Source organism: Fibrivirga algicola (genome assembly GCF_011742925.1).
GTDB classification, from domain to species: domain Bacteria; phylum Bacteroidota; class Bacteroidia; order Cytophagales; family Spirosomataceae; genus Fibrella; species Fibrella algicola.
The window spans coordinates 103,949-122,211 of record NZ_WAEL01000006.1; the positions used below are offsets into that span (position 1 = coordinate 103,949).

Consider the following 18,263-nt stretch of genomic DNA (forward strand, 5'->3'; position numbering starts at 1 on the left):
GTGCGCTGTATTTACAGCTGCTGACACGCAAAAAAGCGGCCTGTTTCATCAACAGGCCGCTTTTTTGTTGAATTGTCCTGTAGCGCATTGCCACGCTACGGAGATCACCATTTTATGGTTTAATGCCCATTTTCTTGGCCATGTCCGCAAACATTTGTGGATCATAGGCGTACTCGTCGGAACCGGGCGCGTTGAGCTGCGGCTCTTCGTCGAGGTCTGGTACTGGGTGGCCTGGAATTGCACCTTGAATTACTTCGAGTGGCTGCCCATCTTCCGGGTGATTCCCGTGCCAGATTTGCCCTACTTGCGTATAATCTTCCTGGCTAAACGTATACAGTTTTAGGTGCAACTTATTCTCCATATGCTTCTTCGCCTCCGGAAACTTATCGTTGCTCAGGTCTGGAATCGGCAGCAGCTTGGTGACCTCTACACCAGTTAGTAACTCCAGCGCCTTGGCGTAAGCAACTACGTGCAGACCGCCACGAACCAACAAATAACCCACCATTTCGCGGGCGGTTGGGTCAGAGACCATTTCGTAGGTACGCATCTTGCCAGCGCGGGCCCCACATTCCAGAAAGAAGTTGTGAAGCAAGTCGAGCTTCAGGTTACCACTACTGAACACGTTATCGCCCGACCAGAATTTGCCCATCGAATCCATAGGCAGAGCTGTTTGACCACTGCTATTGAAGTGATACGTGTTCCGGGCGTTGACACCATCGGCGAGTGGCGCAATGGTTGGGTCGATGCCGCGCTTGGATACGCCTGTCAGCAACAGATTAATCGTGTACGAAACCACTTCGATATGCCCATACTCTTCACCGGCAATGCTGCAAATAAGATCGTAGAAAGGTCGTAGCTTTTTCCGACCTCTAAAGTTGAACGACTGATAGGTGTAGTTCATCAGCGTCGACATTTCGCCGAACTTACCGCCCAGTAATTCCTGTACGGCGGCCGCATCATTAGCCGAGGGATTGGTTGGTGTTGGCAGCTCAATCGGCAGCCGGTCCATTTTCAGGATCATAACGTATAGGGGTTTGTTGGTACTACTACCTGCCTAACCGGTATACACTATCATTGTTATATAAAATCTACAGAAATAGTAGATAATATGGGTGAGGCCTAAAAAAAGCCCCGTAGTCTAACTAGGAGCTATCTTTATGAACAGTTTAGAAGAGGCTTAGGGCCATATGCACCGGTAGCCGGTAAGGGGCCTATAACGTAGCTTCATCTTTTGCCTTTTCTTTACCTGCCAGTTGACCGCAGGCGGCGTCGATGTCTTTACCCCGGCTACGCCGGATATTGACCGTGATACCCCGGCTGTCGAGAAAACCGGCAAACTTGTCGAGCGTTTGCGAATCGGTATTCTTGAAGTTTGCCTCGGCAATAGGGTTGTATTCGATGATATTAATCTTGGCCGGAACGCGCTTTGTGAACTCATAGAGTTCTTTGGCGTCTTGCAGCGTGTCGTTGAAATTATAGAAGACAATGTATTCAAACGTGACCCGCGTACCGGTTTTCCGATAGAAATACTGAAGCGCGTCGGCCAGGTTGTTCAGCGAATTACTTTCATTGATCGGCATAATCTGATCGCGTTTCAAATCGTTAGCCGCATGCAGCGACAGCGCCAGATTCGTCTTCACCTGATCGTCGCCCAGTTGCTTGATCATTTTGGCAATACCCGCCGTTGAGATCGTCAGGCGTTTGGGCGACATGCCCAGCCCGTCTGGCGAGGTAATCCGGTCAACCGACTCGATCACGTTTTTGTAGTTCAGCAGCGGCTCACCCATGCCCATATACACAATATTAGTCAGGGGGGCGTTGAACGTGGTTTTCGCCTGCCGGTCAATCGCTACTACCTGATCGTAGATTTCGGCAGCGTCTAGGTTCCGTTTCCGTTCCATATAGCCCGTAGCGCAAAACTTGCAAGTCAGCGAGCACCCCACCTGACTCGATACGCAGGCCGTCATTCGGTCCTGGTCATCGGTACGCAGGGCAGGAATGAGCACGCCTTCAACCAGATTGCCATCATACAGCTTGAACGACGACTTGATGGTGCCGTCGTTGCTGCGCTGCTCGGTAGCGACCGATAGCGAGTTGATGGCAAAATGGGTGTCGAGCTTTTCGCGCAGGGCCAAGCCGAGGTTACTCATCTCGGTAAACGACCGCGCCGATTTCTTCCACAGCCACTCATGCACCTGTTTGGCCCTGAATGCCTGCTCACCGTTAGCCTTGAACCAGTCGGTTAGTTGAGCCGGGCTATATTTTCGAATATCCTGTTTCACTCTTTTAATCGTTCGCTCTTAAAACGTCTCCCTGCTTCCAGACCTTTGGGCATCCAGACCGTAGCCACGTTCATCACCTTTGGCGCAACGGGGCGCAGCAACGGATACATGAAACTGTCGCGGGTCTGATTGGGTGGCATTCGGACGTTCATAAAGCTGAACAGCCAGAGAATCACACTAATTCCAAAAATCCAGGTGAATATACCAACCGCTGCTCCGGCCAGGCTGTCGAACGTACCCAGCAACGTGTATCGGAGTGACCGGCGCAGGGCGAAACCCATGCGGTTGATCATGAATACAACAGGGAAGAAAATGACGGAGAAGCCCAGCCACGGCAGAAATTTTCGGGCCAGTTCGCGGCTGATGTACGGAGCCAGCAGATCGATGCCGAACTGCAAAAACTTGAACCCCACAATGAGGGCTACTACAAACGCGATGATCGCTACAATCTCGACCAGCAACCCTTTCCGGTACCCGTTATACGCTCCCCAAAGCAGCGGAATCAGAATAAGAATATCTAGGGTAGCCATAGTGTAGAGAGTGGAAGAGTGAATAAGTCGCCCTGCTTCGTCAAGATTCGTTTGTAGCGGAGCCACTCGTTCACCCTTTAATTTACAATAGGCTTTTCACCATGGCGGCGATCGATTTGCCATCGGCCTGACCTGCCAGGGCTTTGTTGGCTGCACCCATTACTTTGCCCAGATCGCCGGGGCCGGTGGCGCCCACCTGAGCAATGACGGCCTGCACCTGTGCCCGCAGTTCCTCTTCCGACAGTTGCTTGGGCAAGTACTTTTCAATGATCGCGATTTCAGCTTCTTCAGTAGCCAGCAAGTCGGCCCGGCCCTGCTGTCGGTAAATGTCTGCCGAGTCTTTTCGCTGTTTTACTGCTTTTGATAACAGCTTGATTTCTTCTTCTGGCTTCAGGTCACCACCAGTGGCTCCTTCTTTAGTTTCTTCCAGTAAGATCATTGACTTCACGGCCCGTAGTGCCCGGAGGCGGTCCTGATCTCTGGCCTTCATAGCCTCTTTAACGTCAGCGTCGATTTGTTGTTTCAGCGACATGATATACTTGTGAATGATTGATTGCGACTAAATGAACGGGCAAAGGTACGCTTTTGTGAAACCTGTAAGGCCCTGCGAAAGGCAGCGTTTGCATCCGGGCCGTTAAAACAAAACGGGGAACTGATGCTGCCACCAATTCCCCGTCTATCAGAAACCGCTTCGGTTTACTTTTTATTGCTGTCTACTTTCAGCCGGTCTTCGCGGTTAGCGATTTCCCAGGCGGTGAAGAATACCAGACGAGCCGTTTTTTCAGCCAGCTTGAAGTCGATCTTCTCTACATCGTCGGTTGGCCGGTGGTAGTCGGCGTGGAGGCCGTTGAAGTAGAAGATGATGGGTATTTTGTGCTTGGCGAAGTTGTAGTGATCCGAGCGGTAATAGATGCGCTCAGGATCGTTCGGATCGTTGTATTTGTAATCCAGATCCATCTTCGTGTTGGCGTTGTTCTGCTCTTCGCTGATCTTGTGCAGATCGCTCGACAGCTTGTCTGAACCAATCACGTAGATGTAGTTATCCTTAGGCGATTTGTCTTTGTGCAGGTCATCAACCCGGCCTACCATGTCGATGTTGAGATCGGCGACAGTGTTTTCGAGTGGGAAGATCGGGCCGTAATCGGCGTAGTATTCAGAACCCAGCAGGCCTTTCTCTTCGCCTACCACGGTCAGGAATAGGATTGAGCGACGTGGACCTTTTCCTTCAGCTTTGGCTTTAGCGAAACCCTGAGCCAGTTCCATTACCGATACCGTACCCGAGCCATCGTCGTTGGCTCCGTTGTTAATCTGTCCGTCGGGGCTGATGCCGATGTGATCGTAGTGGCCCGACACAACGAGTACTTCGTCTTTCTTGTCGGTGCCTTCCAGATAACCCGCTACGTTTTCGGTTTGTACGTTTTCGTCTTTGCGCTCACCTTTCAGCGCTATTTTACCCGCCAGCTTGCCGATCGTGCTTGTGCCCATTTTGGCCATCTGATCCAGCGCTTTCCGGAATTTGTCGGGCGTTTGCCCCAGCAGAGCGGCACCCATATCGGTCGATACCATGAACGTACCTACGCTCCCCGTGTTTTCGGTACCTGCCTTTAGCGACAGGCGGTTGAAACGCTGTTGCAGGGCACCACGCTCACGGAGTAGTTGCTTGAATCCGGCGGCGTCGGCTGTTGAGATCACAAAGATCTGAGCGGCACCTTTGTCTTTAGCGATCGTCACTTTGGCCCGCATACTTTCGGGCTTGCCCCACTTCGAGCCTTCTTTGCTATTGTTGACTGCCGATGTTCCGTCAGCGGCCTTTGGTTCGCCGTCGAGCATCACCACGGCTTTGCCTTTCACGTCGAGGTTCACATAGTCGTCAAACTTATCGTCGACGATGCCATAGTTCACGAAAACCGTTTCGTAGTTGGTTTCGGTGGGCACCGAGAACAGACCGTTAAGCAGAAAATCGGTCAGGTACGTAAACTGCTTACCACCCGCTTTGACATACAGGTCGCCCCAGTTCTTTTTGTAGAGAGTAAACGGCTGCAAAAAGCCCATGGTGCCGTCGGCCTGTTTCGCTACGGGTTTTAGCCCATAGGAAGCGAATTGGCTGGCAATAAAGGCAGCGGCTTTTTTCTGGCCCCGCGTGCCGGTTTCGCGGCCTTCCATATCGTCGGCGGCCAGAATACGCAGGTTCTTTTCGAGGTCAGCCGCCGTAACGGTCTGGGCGTAAGTGACAGCCGCCGCCGATGTGGGGCCAGATGCCGTTGGGGCCTGAGCCAGCACAAACTGGCCGGTCAGCATAAGAAGGCCGGTCAGCCGACCAGCGCGAAGTGAATGCATAAAGTATACGTAAGGTGATGAACGCGTGTATTGCAATTCCAAAGATAAACGATTGAGCGGCTGTGGATGGTATCTGAAGTGAGGTAAGGTATTTTTTGTAAATTTTATGGCCGAAATGTCAGGCAGGCGGTTTGCGCTGCCATATAGCTCGCGAAGTAATACCGACGGTGCGGAATGGTATGTAGAAGCCTCCCGTGTCTTTCTACTACTATGAGAACGAACGGATTACTAGTTGGCGCGGTAGGAGCAATGGCGGTCATCGTGTCGTTTGCGTTTTGGCAGCCATTTGAGGACTCGGTCGACTTCAATACGCAGATTAAGCCCATTCTCAACAAGAACTGCATCGCCTGCCACGGGGGCGTTAAAAAGGCATCTGACTTCTCGCTGTTGTTCAAGCAGGAAGCGTTTGCTCCCGCCAAATCAGGCCATCCCGCTATCATTCCCGGCGATGCCGACGGCAGTGAACTGATTCGGCGCCTGAGCCTGACCGACCCCGACGAGCGCATGCCGCTGGATGCCCCTCCCCTCAAACCCGACGAGATTGAGCTACTCAAAAAGTGGATCGATCAGGGGGCCGAATGGGGCGATCACTGGGCATTCCAGACACCCGAAAAACCCGACGTACCCAGCATTGGCACCATCTGGAGCCGGATGGGGCTGAGTTCACATGCCGAAACAAATTGGGCCACAAACGAAGTAGATCATTTCGTGCTTTCGACACTGCGCGAAAAGGGATTGACTCCGTCGCCCATTGCCGACAAAGCCACGCTGCTGAGCCGCCTGAGCCTCGACCTAACGGGCCTGCCCCCCACCGAAGCAGATGTGGCCACGTTTATGGCTGACTCGTCGCCTGAAGCCTATGTCCGACAGGTAGACCGGCTGCTAGCCTCGCCTGCTTTTGGTGAAAAATGGGCCGGTATGTGGCTTGATCTGGCGCGGTATGCCGATACGAAAGGCTACGAACGCGACCCTGCCCGTACGATCTGGCGTTACCGCGATTATCTCATTAAAGCCTTCAATGCCGATAAACCCTACAACCAGTTTCTGACCGAGCAATTGGCCGGCGATCTGCTGCCCCAGGCTACCGACGAGCAACTGATTGCAACGGGTTTTCACCGCAACACGATGAACAACGACGAGGGCGGTACGCAGGATGAAGAGTTTCGGGTAGCGGCGGTCATTGATCGGGTCAACACCACCTGGGATGTGTTTCAGGGCACCACCTTTGCCTGTGTGCAGTGCCACAGCCACCCGTATGACCCCTTTCGGCACGAGGATTACTACAAGTACATGGCGTTCTTCAACAACGCCCGCGACGAGGATGTGACCACCGAAACGCCCACACTACGTTTTTACAAAGGCGACGATTCAACGCAGTTGATACAGCTAAAGCAGTTCGTTCGTAGGGCAGTGCGCAACCCGAACGAAGCCGATGCCGAGGTACGTCGAGTCGAGATGATGGCCCGGACAGTGGAGCCGAAGATCAATTCGCACGATTTTGACCAATACGTGAATGCGTCGCTGCTCGATGCCAAATTTTTCGGCGTGCAGCACAACGGGTCGGCCCGCATCAAGCCGATGACCTTGACGGGACGTACCCGCCTTTACGTGGCCTGGGGTACGTCGGCTCCCGATGCGCAGATGACCTTTCGGCTCGACAGGCCCGCGGGTCGCGTGCTGACCACCGTACCCGTTCCGAATACAGGCGGTGCCTGGAGCGATTCCGTTCAGGCTATCACGTTACCCGCTGTATCGGGCAAGCACGCCGTTTATTTCTCGCTGACCAGCCCGACCAAGCCAACGGAATGGGTGATGCTGAAATGGGTGTCATTTCAGCCGCCACTTGCCCCACAGGCCGAAACGACTCTGCTGAGCCTGCTCAATAAAAACCCCGACCAAACGCCGATCATGCTCGACGGTACGGGTGAACTGGCTCGCAAAACCCACGTGTTCGTGCGTGGAAGCTGGCTGTCGCCCGGCGCTGAAGTGCGCCCCGACGTGCCGGGTACGTTGCCGCCGATGGATACCGATGAGCAAACACTGCCCCGCAACCGCTTCGGCCTGGCGCAGTGGATGACCCGACCCGACCATCCGCTAACCGCCCGCGTGGCCGTAAACCGGTTCTGGGAGCAGCTTTTCGGCACAGGCATCGTGGAAACCATCGAAGACATGGGCACACAGGGTATTCAGCCCACCCACCGCGAACTACTCGACTGGCTGGCCGTCACCTTTGCCACCGACGATCAGTGGAGCATGAAGAAGCTGCTAAAACGCATGGTTCTGTCGAGCACCTACCGCCAACAGTCGACAGCCACACCCACCATGCTGGCTGCCGATCCCTACAACCGCTATCTGGCGCATGGGCCCCGGGTACGTTTGTCGGCCGAGCAGGTACGTGATCAGGCGCTGGCCGTGAGTGGGTTACTGAACAGCAAAATGTATGGCCCCAGTGTGATGCCGCCGCAACCCGACGGTATCTGGCAGTCGCCCTACGATGGGGCGAAGTGGATAGAGGGGAAAGACGGTGAGCAGTACCGTCGTGCTCTGTACACGTACTGGAAACGCACGGCGCCTTACCCGTCGATGATTACGTTCGACAGCCCCAGCCGCGAATTCTGTCAGATTCGCCGTCTACGGACCAACACGCCCTTACAGGCGCTGGTGACGCTCAACGACCCGGTCTACGTGGAAGCTGCCCAGCGCCTGTCCGAGTACATGCTGCGGCGCGGCTCATCGCCCGGTCAGCAGATCCAGGCCGGTTTCCGCCGCCTGACGTTCCACGGGTTATCCCCGAAAAAACAGGCTGTTCTAACCAAACTGTACCACGATACAGAAGCCTATTACGCCCAACACCCCACCGAAGCAGGTACGTTGCTGGGGCAGGATGCTGTAGCGAACGCAGGTACGTTGCCAAAGCGAGCCGCGTTGATGGTGGTGGCGAATACGATGATGAATCTGGATGAAGTGATTGTGAAGGAGTGAGCCCTCACCCCCGGCCCCTCTCCCCCTACGGGAGAGGGGAGTACACTTTACAGTAGCTTCGTTAACTGGCAGCGTTACTTCTTTCTTCTTACTCAATATGAGGCGGTTAGAAAAAAAATACAATAGCTTCGCTAATCAGCAGCGCATTGCTCCCCTCTCCCCCTACGGGAGAGGGGCTGAGGGTGAGGGTAAAACCATTACAAATGAGCAACGACTTATTCAACCGAACCAGTGTCAAGGAGCTTCGTCGTGAATTGCGGCAGCGACAAACGCTAGCGGAAGTACTACTTTGGAACGAGTTGCGTAATCGACAACTGAACGGAATGAAGGCTCGGCGGCGGCATAGTATTGGCGGTTATGTCGTTGATTTTTACTGTGCCGAAGCTGCTTTGGTGGTTGAGTTAGATGGCTCGGTTCATGACTCATCGGAGGCACAGGCGTATGACCGTGAGCGGGAAGCAGTTATCTGTGACTTAGGCTTATCGATGATGCGATTCCGAAACGATGATGTCGAGCGACGGTTACCGTATGTGCTTGAACAAATAGCTGAACACCTTAATCTCAAATTGCCACTTTTATATCGGCAGACAGGAGTTGACAAGACTAATGCAAGTAGGTCGTAAGCCCTACGAAGTACCACAAATAAACAGCAGCGCTCCCCCCTCTCCCAACGTGGGAGAGGGGCCGGGGGTGAGGGTAATCGATGGTAATCATGCAAAACCTAGCCAAAGAACTTCAGCAAGCCGCCCTTCGTCGCGAAACGCGGCGGCATTTTCTGCAAACCTGTTCAACGGGGCTGGGGGCTATGGCGCTTAGCTCGTTCATAGGCGGCTGCAATCCGTTTGGAGGAGCCGACAAAACCGCTGGTGCTACGCCAGCGGGCTCCGAAGCGATGGCGGCTTCCATGGATCCGCGCCTGTCGCAGTTTGCGCCGAAAGCGAAACGGGTCATTTACATTCACATGGCCGGCTCACCGAGTCAGTTGGAGCTGTTCGATTACAAGCCTGAACTGCAGAAATACAATGGCAAAGACTGTCCGCAGGAATTGCTGACGGGGAAGAAGTTCGCGTTTATTCGGGGCGTGCCGAAGATGCTGGGCTCAACGGCCAACTTCAGGCAGCATGGGCAGTCGGGCGCGTGGATCAGCGACTACATGCCGCATTTGCAGACTGTAGCCGACGAGCTGACGTTCATCAAATCCATGCATACCGACCAGTTCAATCACGCTCCGGCCCAACTGCTCATGCACACCGGGTCAGCGCGGCTTGGCCGGCCGAGCATGGGCTCTTGGGTGACCTACGGACTGGGTTCAGAGAACGATAACCTGCCCGGTTTCATCGTGCTGGCATCGGGCGGCAAACAGCCCGACGCGGGCAAGTCGATCTGGGGTAGCGGTTTCCTGCCGACGGTGTATCAGGGCGTGCAATGCCGGACCGATGGCGACCCCGTGCTGTACGTGTCGGACCCCACCGGCATGTCGCGCGATATCAGGAAGCAGACCATCGAGGCAATTAATCAGATCAACGAGCAGGAATACCAGGAAGCCAAGGACCCGGAAATTCTGACCCGGATTTCGCAGTACGAGATGGCGTTCAAGATGCAGGCGTCGGTGCCCGATGCCATGGCCATTAGCGGCGAACCGCAATACATCCTCGATGCGTATGGCGTCAACCCCGACCAGGGCTCTTTTGCCCGTAACTGCCTGCTGGCCCGCCGCCTGGCCGAACGGGGCGTTCGCTTTATCCAGCTCTTCGACTGGGGGTGGGATACGCACGGCACCAGTAAAGACACCTCGGTTGATAGTGGGTTACAGGATAAATGTAAAGAGTCTGACAAAGCGGTGACGGCGCTGATCAATGACCTGAAGCAGCGCGGCATGCTCGATGATACGCTGATTGTGTGGGGTGGCGAATTTGGCCGTACGCCCATGCAGGAGAACCGCGACGGACAAACGCAGGCTTTCCACGGTCGTGATCACCACCTCGACGCCTTTACCGTCTTCATGGCGGGCGGCGGTGTGAAACGAGGCTTTACCTATGGCGAAACTGACCCGATTGGCTATTATGCCGTGAAAGACAAAGTACATGTTCACGACCTGCAGGCCACGATCCTGCACCAGATGGGCTTCGATCATACCAAACTGACCTACAATTTTCAGGGACGCCCATTCCGCCTCACCGACGTTGCCGGAAAAGTGGTGAAGGGCGTGCTGGCATAGGACCTTCCAAATGATGAAAACTCATTTGTTAAATCACCCCCTGCGAACCGCCGGACTCCTCCTTCTGGTAGAGGTCTTACTCACGGTAGTGACCCTCCTGGTCCGAAATCGAATGCCGTCTGTATAGCCTCTGCTTGCTGTGTCTTTGCTTCTGGTTGCGCTGTTCGGAGTAGCTTACATGGCGTATTACGCCACAGATTCACAGCAACGGGGCTTCTTTCAACGCAACGTTTTTCTGATTACCCTGTTGCCGCCTGCTTACCTGGTTGCACTGGCCGTTTACATCGCTTCCGTAGTTTCTCGAGGTTTCTGACTGCTTCACCTATATGAAAATACCGTTGCTTGGTTTAATCACCTTACTGTCAACCGCTGCATCTGCCCAGACTTATGATTTGGTGATCCAGCATGGACGGGTCGTTGATGGTACAGGCAACCCCTGGTATTACGCCGACGTGGCTATTCATAACGGACGTATCGCTAAAATTGGTACCATCCCAGCCAGCGAGGGCAGGCAGGTGATCGATGCCCGGCGGCAGATTATTGCACCGGGGTTTATCGATGTGCATACGCATGTTGAGGGTGACCTCGAAAGTCGGCCGGGTGCCGAGAACTTTACATACGATGGGGTCACCACAATGGTCACCGGAAACTGTGGCGGCTCGAGCACTAGTCTGCGGCAAATGTTTGATACACTTCGGCTAAAAGGATTTGCGCCAAATCTGGCCTCGTTGGTAGGGCACAACTCGGTACGGTTGAAGGTAATGAAAGCTGCTTTCCGAGAACCTACCGCCCGCGAGCAGACCGACATGGAAGCTCTGGTTGAACAGGCCATGAAAGACGGAGCTGTTGGGTTGTCAACGGGGCTGATTTACACGCCAGGTACGTACGCCCGCACACCCGAAATCGTTAATTTGGCCAAAATGGCGGCAAAATATGGCGGCATCTATGCATCACACATTCGGAACGAGGGGCAGGATGTACAAACCGCCATTCAGGAGGCCATTCAGATCGGGCGCGAGGCGGGTATTCCCGTTCAGATCTCTCACTTTAAGGTAGCCAGCAAGCCACTTTGGGGGAAAAGCACCGAAACCGTTTCACTGGTCGAGGCGGCTCGTAATAAGGAAGGTATCGACGTAACGGTCGACCAGTATCCGTATACGGCATCGAGCACGTCGCTCCAAAGTATCGTGCCGTCGTGGGCGCTGGCCGATGGCGATTCAATAACGATGGGCAGGTTTCGTGACCCGGCTACCCGCCGAAAAATCCGGGATGAAATGGTTGCATCGCTTAAAAAAAATGACCGCAAAAATTACGACTATGCGGTGGTGTCGCGCTTTGAAGCCGACACGACTTACAACGGAAAGAGCATTCATCAGATTGCGGTATTGCGTAAGCTAAAAACGGATGCGGCCTCAGAGTCAGAACTGGTAATGGCGCTGCTTGAACAGGCTCAGATGAAGCGCATTCAGATGGTGTACCACACGATGTCGGAAGACGATGTTGCCACTATCATGCGCTACCCTAATACCATGATCGCCTCCGACGCCGGCGTGGCCAGCTTTGGTCGGAATATGCCGCATCCACGTGCCTATGGCACCAACACGCGGGTGCTGGGGCGGTATGTGCGGGAGTTGAAGGTCATTCCGCTCGAAGAAGCCATTCGCCGCATGACCTCATTGCCTGCCCAACGGTTTCGCTTTGCCGATCGGGGACTGATTCGTACCGGCTATGCCGCTGACCTGGTTATTTTCGACGAAAACACGGTTAGTGACCAGGCTACATACGAAGCGCCTCATGCCTATGCAACCGGTCTCAGTTATGTCCTCGTCAATGGCGTGCCGGTGATAGAAAACGGCAAGCATACCGGGAAGCGCCCCGGCCAGATTTTGCTGGGAAGCGGCTACCGTAAGTAATTGACCTGCAGGTAACGGGTCGATAGGGAAAATATGGGAGCATACCCCTTTTATATCAAATTGACAGTCAGACTTTCCTAAACCACTATTATGCAATCGAGACGTACCTTTTTGAAACATACCGCCCTTGCGTCGGCGGCACTGACGGCACCGGCATTTACCAGTCGGAGGGAAGAAGCCGTGCTGGTGGGGCATGGCTCGAACAAATACCGGGTGGTGCCAAACTGGGGCGTACTCGACGCCGGGCAGAACCCCGTCAATGATTGCCACGAAATGGTGCAGGACGCCAAAGGCCGCATCTTTATGCTGGGTAACGAAACCAAAAACAACGTGCTGATCTACGATCGGTCGGGTAAGCTGCTGAGCTCGTGGGGAACCACGTACCCCGGCGGGCATGGCCTCTCGATTGGCACCGAAGGCACGGACCAATACCTACTCATCTGCGATACCGACCGGCATCAGGTGATCAAAACTGACCTTGCCAGCAAGGAACTGATGAAGATCGATTACCCGCACGAAACGGGGGTGTATGCCTATCCAGGCCAGTTCAAACCTACCGAAACAGCTATTAACCCGGCCAACGGCGATATCTACATTGCTGATGGCTACGGCTCGAACTACATCACCCAGTTCGACCGGACGGGTAAGCTCATCCGGTACTTTGGCGGAGCGGGCGGTGCCAACGAGCAGTTCGACTGCTGCCACGGTATCGTCGTCGATACGCGCAACGCCGCAAAACCAACATTGCTGATTACTGACCGGCGGCACAACTGCCTGAAGCGGTTTTCGCTGGACGGTAAGTATATCAGCACCATTGCTTTGCCCGGCTCCTACGTTTGCCGGCCGGTGATCAAGGGGGATATGCTCTATGCCGCCGTCTTTCGAAGTACCTCCGACAGCTACCCCGATTCCGGGTACGTTCAGATCCTCGACAAGAACGATAAAGTCGTATCGACGCCTGGTGGTTCGGTTCCAACGTACCTGAACGGGCAACTACAGGAACAACGCAAAGACCGCTCGTTCATGACCTTCATGCACCCCCACGACGTGCTGGTCGACGCCGACGAAAACCTCTATGTAGCACAGTGGGCCTCCCGCAAAACGTACCCAATTAAGTTAGAACGCGTATAGGCGAGTTACCAATGACGCCACTTTTTCTTCAGACTCATTCCTCCGATTGGGTACTATTCTTCGGCCGGTTTCACCCGCTGATCGTGCATTTGCCGATTGGGTTTTTACTGATTGCCGGTATTCTTGAACTGGGGCGGCGGCTGGGTAAACTACAGTTCAGCAACGGCACTATGTCGACAATCCTGTTCGGGTCGGCGGTCAGTGCTACGCTGGCTTGTGCGTTTGGCTATATGCTCTCGCTGGGTGGGGGCTACGATAGGGAGATTCTCGACGAACATATGTGGCAGGGGATCGGCGTGGCCGTGTTTGCCTGGATTGCCTGGGCTGCTACAAGCGATGTCCTGCTCAAGCGCCTCTCGTTCGGCAGTGTGCTCTATATGCCTGCGTTGGGGTTGTCGTTGGTGGCGATCCTGGTGGCAGGGCATCATGGTGGTGCGCTTACCCACGGCTCCGACTACCTCACCCAGTACACGCCTGAGCCATTCCGTACGCTGGCAGGCTTGCCTCCACGTGCCGCTTCGGTTGCGTTTAAAGCCAAACCCATCACCGATGTCAATCAGGCGCTGGTGTACGAGCAGATTGTGAACCCGATCTTGCAGACGCGTTGTGTGCAGTGTCATAATGCCGAAAAATCGAAAGGCGATCTGCGTATGGACGCACCTGACCAACTCGGGAAAGGGGGGGAGAACGGCCCCGTCTTTGTAGCCGGAAAGGGAGCCGACAGTGAGATGATCAAGCGCTGCCTGCTCGATGAGGACGATGAACACCATATGCCCCCCAAAGGAAAAACGCCCTTAACCGAACAGCAAATTACCCTGCTCACCTGGTGGATCGATCAGGGCGCGTCGTTCGACAAAAAAGTGGCTGATCTGACGGTAACGGAAACAGTAAAGCCGGCGCTGGCATCGCTGGGTCAGGCTGCCGGTGGTGCCGTTGGCAATTCGGGCACTAGGCTTGCCGATGCGAAACCAGCAGGCCCCGCCCCCCTTTCGCCCGTGCTGACGATGAACGTACCTGCGGCTGATCCGAAGGTGATTGATGAATTGAAAAAGACGGGCTTGCTGGTGCTGCCCTTGTCAAGAGAGAATAACCAACTGGAGATTAGTGCGGTCAACGTACGCACATTCAGCGACGCGCAGGCAACATTGCTGGTCAAACTAGCTGAGCAGATTGTGTGGCTGAAACTGGGTGACACCCAAATTACTGACGCGGCTATCGCCTCCATTGCCAAACTGAAAAACCTGCAAAAACTCCACCTCGAACGTACCCGGATTACCGATGTGGGACTGCAAAAACTCACCAGCTTAACGTACCTGGAATACCTGAACCTGTACGGCACCGCCATGACCGATGCTGGCCTCATCAGCTTAGCCGAACTGAAAGCCCTGCGTAGCGTATATATCTGGCAAACCAAAGTGACCGAATCGGGCATCACCGCCTTGAAGAAAGCACTACCCAATGTAGAAGTCGTAGGCGGCATGAGCGAGGGCGGCGTAGCGGTTGTGAGGTAATTCAATCGCCACTTTTGGGTCTTAAATACGACTTGCTTTTAGCGAAGACTGACTAGCTATCAGATCAAAATCTGAATCGTTGTGTAGGAGGGTTATATCAGCTTGAATGGCATAATAGGCAATCAGGCAGTCATTTGCTTTACGGATGGTTACGCCTTTCTTGCGGAGCGCCCGGTACAGGTCAGCGGCCCCGATGGCATTCAGAAAAGCATCTGCCTGAAAACGGTTGAGCGCCAATAAGCTGGTCTTAATCAGCTCATATTCCTTTTCATCGCGAATGCCCTGTAAGGTTTCCTGAACAATGACGGGTGCGACCCAAATTGGGTGATTAGCCCTTAAATAAACAGCTACACGATTTGTTTGAGGGCAGTCGATGCCCTTAAACCAGTCAATCCAAACTGTTGTGTCAACGAGAATTGGCTCCATCAATGACGACGCATAGCATCAAGATCACCTTCCCAAGCCACTTTGCCACGCATTGCAAGCAGTTGTTGGCGTTGTAGTTGCTTAACGAAGTTGTCTAAAGCTAAGGTCACTACTTCTTTCTTCGTTTTAGCATTGCTTAGCTTTAATGCTTGTTCAACAAGCGTAGCGTCCAGGTCAATATTCGTCCTCATGATCTTGTTTGTTTGTACACAAAAATAACGGAAATTTGGTGTATAAAAGAATGATTATCCCCTCCGCTTTGCCAGCCAATCTTTCACGGCCGGGCCGGTGCCGAAAGGCCAGGGACGTAGCTCGCTGATGGGTGTTAGCTTATACGCCTGCAATTCGGTGGTATCCATCACGATGTCGCCGGTGGCGCGAACGTGGTAGGTGAAAATGATCTCGTTGCGCTGGTAAAAGGTGTAAATGCCAAGAAACTCGACGATCTCGACCTGCGTGAGGCCAATTTCTTCCCGGATTTCGCGGAGAATAGCGTCGGCGGGTTCCTCGCCCCGTTCCAGAAAGCCCGTCACCAGCCCAAACCAATCGGCGGGCCAGCCGATGTTTTGCGTGAGCACCACCGTGTCGTTGTCATACTCCACAATAGCGCCTACCACCGGCAACGGATTGTCGTAGAACACGTACCCACAGGGCTTCGAGCAAACCAGCCGGTCGCGCCCGCTAGCCTCTTTCACTTCCAGCGGCGAAGCGCAAACAGGGCAAAATTTTATCATAAACGGTTTGATGGTTGACGTTTGTGGTTTGATGTGGCGCTGCTACTCTGTCATGTGGTTGGTGTGCAGCGCAACATCGAACCACAAACGTCAACCATCAAACTAATTTAAATCTCATTCCAAAATGCCTCGATTGCACCTAGGGCTTCGTCGACTGTTTCAACAACGATCAGGAGGGCGCGGTTTTCGGGCTTTAGGAAACCCTCTTCTACACAGCGGTCGAGTTGCTGAAGCATCAGGTCGTAGTACCCATTTACATTGATGACGGCAATGGGACCGTCATAAAGTTTTAGCTGACGCCAGGCCAGAATTTCGAACAGCTCATCAAAGGTGCCGTAGCCACCAGGTAGCGTAATCACGCCTTTCGCCAGCGTCACCATCTTGTACTTACGTTCGTGCATCGTTTCCACGAAGTGCAGTTCTGTCAGGGTTTGGTGCGCTACTTCCAGTTTCGCCAGGAAGTTCGGAATGACGCCCGTCACCTCGCCGCCCGCGCTGATAACCGTATCGGCTACATTGCCCATCAGGCCAAATCCGCCCCCGCCGTAAATCAGGCGGATGTTGCGCTCGGCCATTTTTTGGCCCAGTTCAACGGCTACTTCCTTATAAATAGCCTTGGTTCCGGGTGAGGAACCGCAGTAAACGACAATACTTTGCATAGTTTTTAGTCTGAAAAGTGTGTGTAAGTCGATAGTTTGGACAGGTAGTTTAGTGTTGCTGATGCGAAGGCAATTTCATGCGTCAGCAACACTAAACTACCTGTCTAGGCTATTGACTGTCGACTATCGACTTCAAGTCCATCCCGCCGAACGTACCTGAACTCATCATCAGGAATATATCGGTGGTGGCGCGATTTTGTTCAATAAAAGCTGTCAGGACAGCCGTATCAGTGAACACCTGTAAGCCCGGCTTGTCAAAGGCTGTCAGGATATCGGCGGGCGAAATCGGCTCCAGACGTTTGATGGTCAGCGTATGCTCGTTGAAATAAACGGCCGCCACGTCGGCGGCATCGAGGGTGTGCCGGTATTCGGCCAGAAACGCCTTATTAAGGCTGCTGAACGTATGCAATTCTACGCAGGCCAGCAGGGTTTGGCCGGGGTACTGCGCCTTCACGGCCTCAGTGGTAGCCTCTACTTTCGACGGAGCATGCGCAAAGTCGCGATACACGATCTTGTTACCTGAACGTACCACCGTTTCGAGCCGTCGCGCCGCCCCTTTGAATGATTGAATCGCTTCGTAGAACTGTTCTTCAGTTACCCCCAACCGGTCGCAAACGGCCATGGCACCGGCAATGTTTTTCATGTTGTGCAGGCCAAACACCTGCAAAAGAACCTCGCCATTCGTGGCTGTGGTTAGGTACGTTTGTCCATCCCGAATTACGTGCGGATGCGCCTCATAAGCTACTTTCTGCACATCGTGTCGCTCTTTGGCCACAATTACATCCAGCATGTTGTCTGTTTCGTCGAAAATTAAGACGCCCGATTTAGGCATCTGATCGGCGAGCAGTTCAAACTGATGTACGTACTGTTCGTAGGTCGGGTAAATATTGACGTGGTCCCAGGCAAGCCCGCTGATCAGGGCCATGTGCGGCTGGTAATGCAAAAACTTTGGCCGACGATCAATCGGAGAGGAGGCGTACTCATCCCCTTCGATGATAATAATCGGAGCGGCATCGGCCGAGGTATCGTCGGTCAGGCTAACCATCGTCTCGAATCCATCCAGCTGAGCGCCAACCAGATAATCGAACTTCCGGTTGTGGTGTTTCAACACGTGCAGGATCATTGAGGTGATAGTCGTTTTGCCATGACTGCCAGCAATCACCACGCGCTGTTTCTGCTTGCTCTGTTCAAAAATAAATTCGGGGTAAGAGAGTACCGTTAGTCCCAGGGCACGTGCGCGTTCCAGTTCTGGATTATCAACGCGGGCGTGCATACCCAGAATAACGGCATCGAGGCCCATATGAACGCGGTCGGGAAACCAACCCATGTCGGCTGGTAGTAATCCCTTATGTTGAAGACGGGTGCGGGCTGGATCGTAAATTTCATCGTCGGAACCCGTTATGGTATGGCCTTGCTGATGAAGGGCCAGAGCGAGGTTGTGCATAGCACTCCCGCCGATGGCGATAAAATGGTAGGCCTGCGGCATGAATTATGAGGTGTTGAAATGGTAGACGAAGGTAAGGGCTATCTTCGTTTGATA

Annotated in this window: 16 protein-coding genes; 6 read left to right on the plus strand and 10 right to left on the minus strand. The window is 53.9% G+C overall.

The window, feature by feature from the left end:
* Positions 1-112: 112 nt before the first annotated feature.
* From F7231_RS16675 to F7231_RS16695, 5 genes are all read right to left on the minus strand, one after another.
* Positions 113-1,021 (minus strand): manganese catalase family protein, encoded by a 909-nt coding sequence (locus F7231_RS16675; protein WP_085411656.1) that lies wholly within the window; start codon positions 1,019-1,021, stop codon positions 113-115.
* 190 nt (positions 1,022-1,211) lie between these two features.
* A complete protein-coding gene (gene rlmN / locus F7231_RS16680) occupies positions 1,212-2,282 on the minus strand; it encodes a dual-specificity RNA methyltransferase RlmN (RefSeq protein WP_166692769.1) in 1,071 nt (356 codons plus the stop codon).
* Positions 2,279-2,812, minus strand: a complete 534-nt coding sequence (locus F7231_RS16685) for a CvpA family protein (protein WP_198172183.1) — start codon at positions 2,810-2,812, stop codon at positions 2,279-2,281. The genes rlmN and F7231_RS16685 overlap by 4 nt, the downstream gene beginning before the upstream one ends.
* Positions 2,813-2,894: 82 nt before the next feature.
* Positions 2,895-3,344: a GatB/YqeY domain-containing protein gene (locus tag F7231_RS16690; protein ID WP_085411658.1), complete on the minus strand. Its 450-nt coding sequence runs from the start codon at positions 3,342-3,344 to the stop codon at positions 2,895-2,897.
* A 164-nt stretch (positions 3,345-3,508) separates the two neighbouring features.
* Positions 3,509-5,149 carry a M28 family peptidase gene (locus tag F7231_RS16695; protein WP_166692770.1) on the minus strand — a complete coding sequence of 547 codons (1,641 nt, stop codon included), beginning with the start codon at positions 5,147-5,149 and terminating at the stop codon, positions 3,509-3,511.
* A 210-nt stretch (positions 5,150-5,359) separates the two neighbouring features.
* Between F7231_RS16695 and F7231_RS16700 the strand changes: the two genes are divergently transcribed.
* From F7231_RS16700 to F7231_RS16725, 6 genes are all read left to right on the plus strand, one after another.
* Positions 5,360-8,131 (plus strand): DUF1553 domain-containing protein, encoded by a 2,772-nt coding sequence (locus tag F7231_RS16700; protein ID WP_166692771.1) that lies wholly within the window; start codon positions 5,360-5,362, stop codon positions 8,129-8,131.
* 203 nt (positions 8,132-8,334) lie between these two features.
* Positions 8,335-8,754 (plus strand): endonuclease domain-containing protein, encoded by a 420-nt coding sequence (locus tag F7231_RS16705; RefSeq protein ID WP_166692772.1) that lies wholly within the window; start codon positions 8,335-8,337, stop codon positions 8,752-8,754.
* An 89-nt stretch (positions 8,755-8,843) separates the two neighbouring features.
* Positions 8,844-10,349, plus strand: coding sequence for a DUF1501 domain-containing protein (locus tag F7231_RS16710; protein WP_166692773.1), 1,506 nt, complete (start codon positions 8,844-8,846; stop codon positions 10,347-10,349).
* 326 nt (positions 10,350-10,675) lie between these two features.
* On the plus strand, positions 10,676-12,262 hold the full coding sequence (locus F7231_RS16715) for an N-acyl-D-amino-acid deacylase family protein (protein WP_166692774.1): 1,587 nt from the start codon (positions 10,676-10,678) through the stop codon (positions 12,260-12,262).
* A gap of 90 nt (positions 12,263-12,352) precedes the next feature.
* A complete protein-coding gene (locus F7231_RS16720; protein WP_166692775.1) occupies positions 12,353-13,393 on the plus strand; it encodes a 6-bladed beta-propeller in 1,041 nt (346 codons plus the stop codon).
* Positions 13,394-13,404: 11 nt separating this feature from the next.
* On the plus strand, positions 13,405-14,904 hold the full coding sequence (locus F7231_RS16725; RefSeq protein WP_166692776.1) for a c-type cytochrome domain-containing protein: 1,500 nt from the start codon (positions 13,405-13,407) through the stop codon (positions 14,902-14,904).
* Positions 14,905-14,925: 21 nt separating this feature from the next.
* On the opposite strand, the gene vapC is transcribed toward F7231_RS16725, so the two are convergent.
* From vapC to F7231_RS16750, 5 genes are all read right to left on the minus strand, one after another.
* On the minus strand, positions 14,926-15,330 hold the full coding sequence (gene vapC / locus F7231_RS16730) for a type II toxin-antitoxin system VapC family toxin (RefSeq protein ID WP_166692777.1): 405 nt from the start codon (positions 15,328-15,330) through the stop codon (positions 14,926-14,928).
* The gene (locus F7231_RS16735) at positions 15,330-15,521 is read right to left on the minus strand and encodes a type II toxin-antitoxin system VapB family antitoxin (protein WP_085411667.1); all 192 of its coding nucleotides are present in this window, start codon (positions 15,519-15,521) and stop codon (positions 15,330-15,332) included. Before F7231_RS16735 ends, vapC begins: the two co-directional genes overlap by 1 nt.
* A gap of 54 nt (positions 15,522-15,575) precedes the next feature.
* On the minus strand, positions 15,576-16,064 hold the full coding sequence (locus tag F7231_RS16740) for an NUDIX domain-containing protein (protein WP_085411668.1): 489 nt from the start codon (positions 16,062-16,064) through the stop codon (positions 15,576-15,578).
* Positions 16,065-16,171: 107 nt separating this feature from the next.
* A complete protein-coding gene (locus F7231_RS16745; protein WP_085411669.1) occupies positions 16,172-16,723 on the minus strand; it encodes an LOG family protein in 552 nt (183 codons plus the stop codon).
* 109 nt (positions 16,724-16,832) lie between these two features.
* Complete coding sequence (locus tag F7231_RS16750) at positions 16,833-18,209, minus strand: UDP-N-acetylmuramate--L-alanine ligase (protein ID WP_166692778.1); 1,377 nt, start codon at positions 18,207-18,209, stop codon at positions 16,833-16,835.
* Positions 18,210-18,263: the final 54 nt, after the last annotated feature.

Coding starts and splice junctions, on each gene's coding strand:
- F7231_RS16675 (WP_085411656.1), bottom strand. CDS start 1,021: ATGATCCTGAAAATGGACCGGCTGCCGATTGAGCTGCCAACACCAACC.
- F7231_RS16685 (WP_198172183.1), bottom strand. CDS start 2,812: ATGGCTACCCTAGATATTCTTATTCTGATTCCGCTGCTTTGGGGAGCG.
- F7231_RS16690 (WP_085411658.1), bottom strand. CDS start 3,344: ATGTCGCTGAAACAACAAATCGACGCTGACGTTAAAGAGGCTATGAAG.
- F7231_RS16695 (WP_166692770.1), bottom strand. CDS start 5,149: ATGCATTCACTTCGCGCTGGTCGGCTGACCGGCCTTCTTATGCTGACC.
- F7231_RS16700 (WP_166692771.1), top strand. CDS start 5,360: ATGAGAACGAACGGATTACTAGTTGGCGCGGTAGGAGCAATGGCGGTC.
- F7231_RS16705 (WP_166692772.1), top strand. CDS start 8,335: ATGAGCAACGACTTATTCAACCGAACCAGTGTCAAGGAGCTTCGTCGT.
- F7231_RS16710 (WP_166692773.1), top strand. CDS start 8,844: ATGCAAAACCTAGCCAAAGAACTTCAGCAAGCCGCCCTTCGTCGCGAA.
- F7231_RS16715 (WP_166692774.1), top strand. CDS start 10,676: ATGAAAATACCGTTGCTTGGTTTAATCACCTTACTGTCAACCGCTGCA.
- F7231_RS16720 (WP_166692775.1), top strand. CDS start 12,353: ATGCAATCGAGACGTACCTTTTTGAAACATACCGCCCTTGCGTCGGCG.
- F7231_RS16725 (WP_166692776.1), top strand. CDS start 13,405: ATGACGCCACTTTTTCTTCAGACTCATTCCTCCGATTGGGTACTATTC.
- vapC (WP_166692777.1), bottom strand. CDS start 15,330: ATGGAGCCAATTCTCGTTGACACAACAGTTTGGATTGACTGGTTTAAG.
- F7231_RS16735 (WP_085411667.1), bottom strand. CDS start 15,521: ATGAGGACGAATATTGACCTGGACGCTACGCTTGTTGAACAAGCATTA.
- F7231_RS16740 (WP_085411668.1), bottom strand. CDS start 16,064: ATGATAAAATTTTGCCCTGTTTGCGCTTCGCCGCTGGAAGTGAAAGAG.
- F7231_RS16745 (WP_085411669.1), bottom strand. CDS start 16,723: ATGCAAAGTATTGTCGTTTACTGCGGTTCCTCACCCGGAACCAAGGCT.
- F7231_RS16750 (WP_166692778.1), bottom strand. CDS start 18,209: ATGCCGCAGGCCTACCATTTTATCGCCATCGGCGGGAGTGCTATGCAC.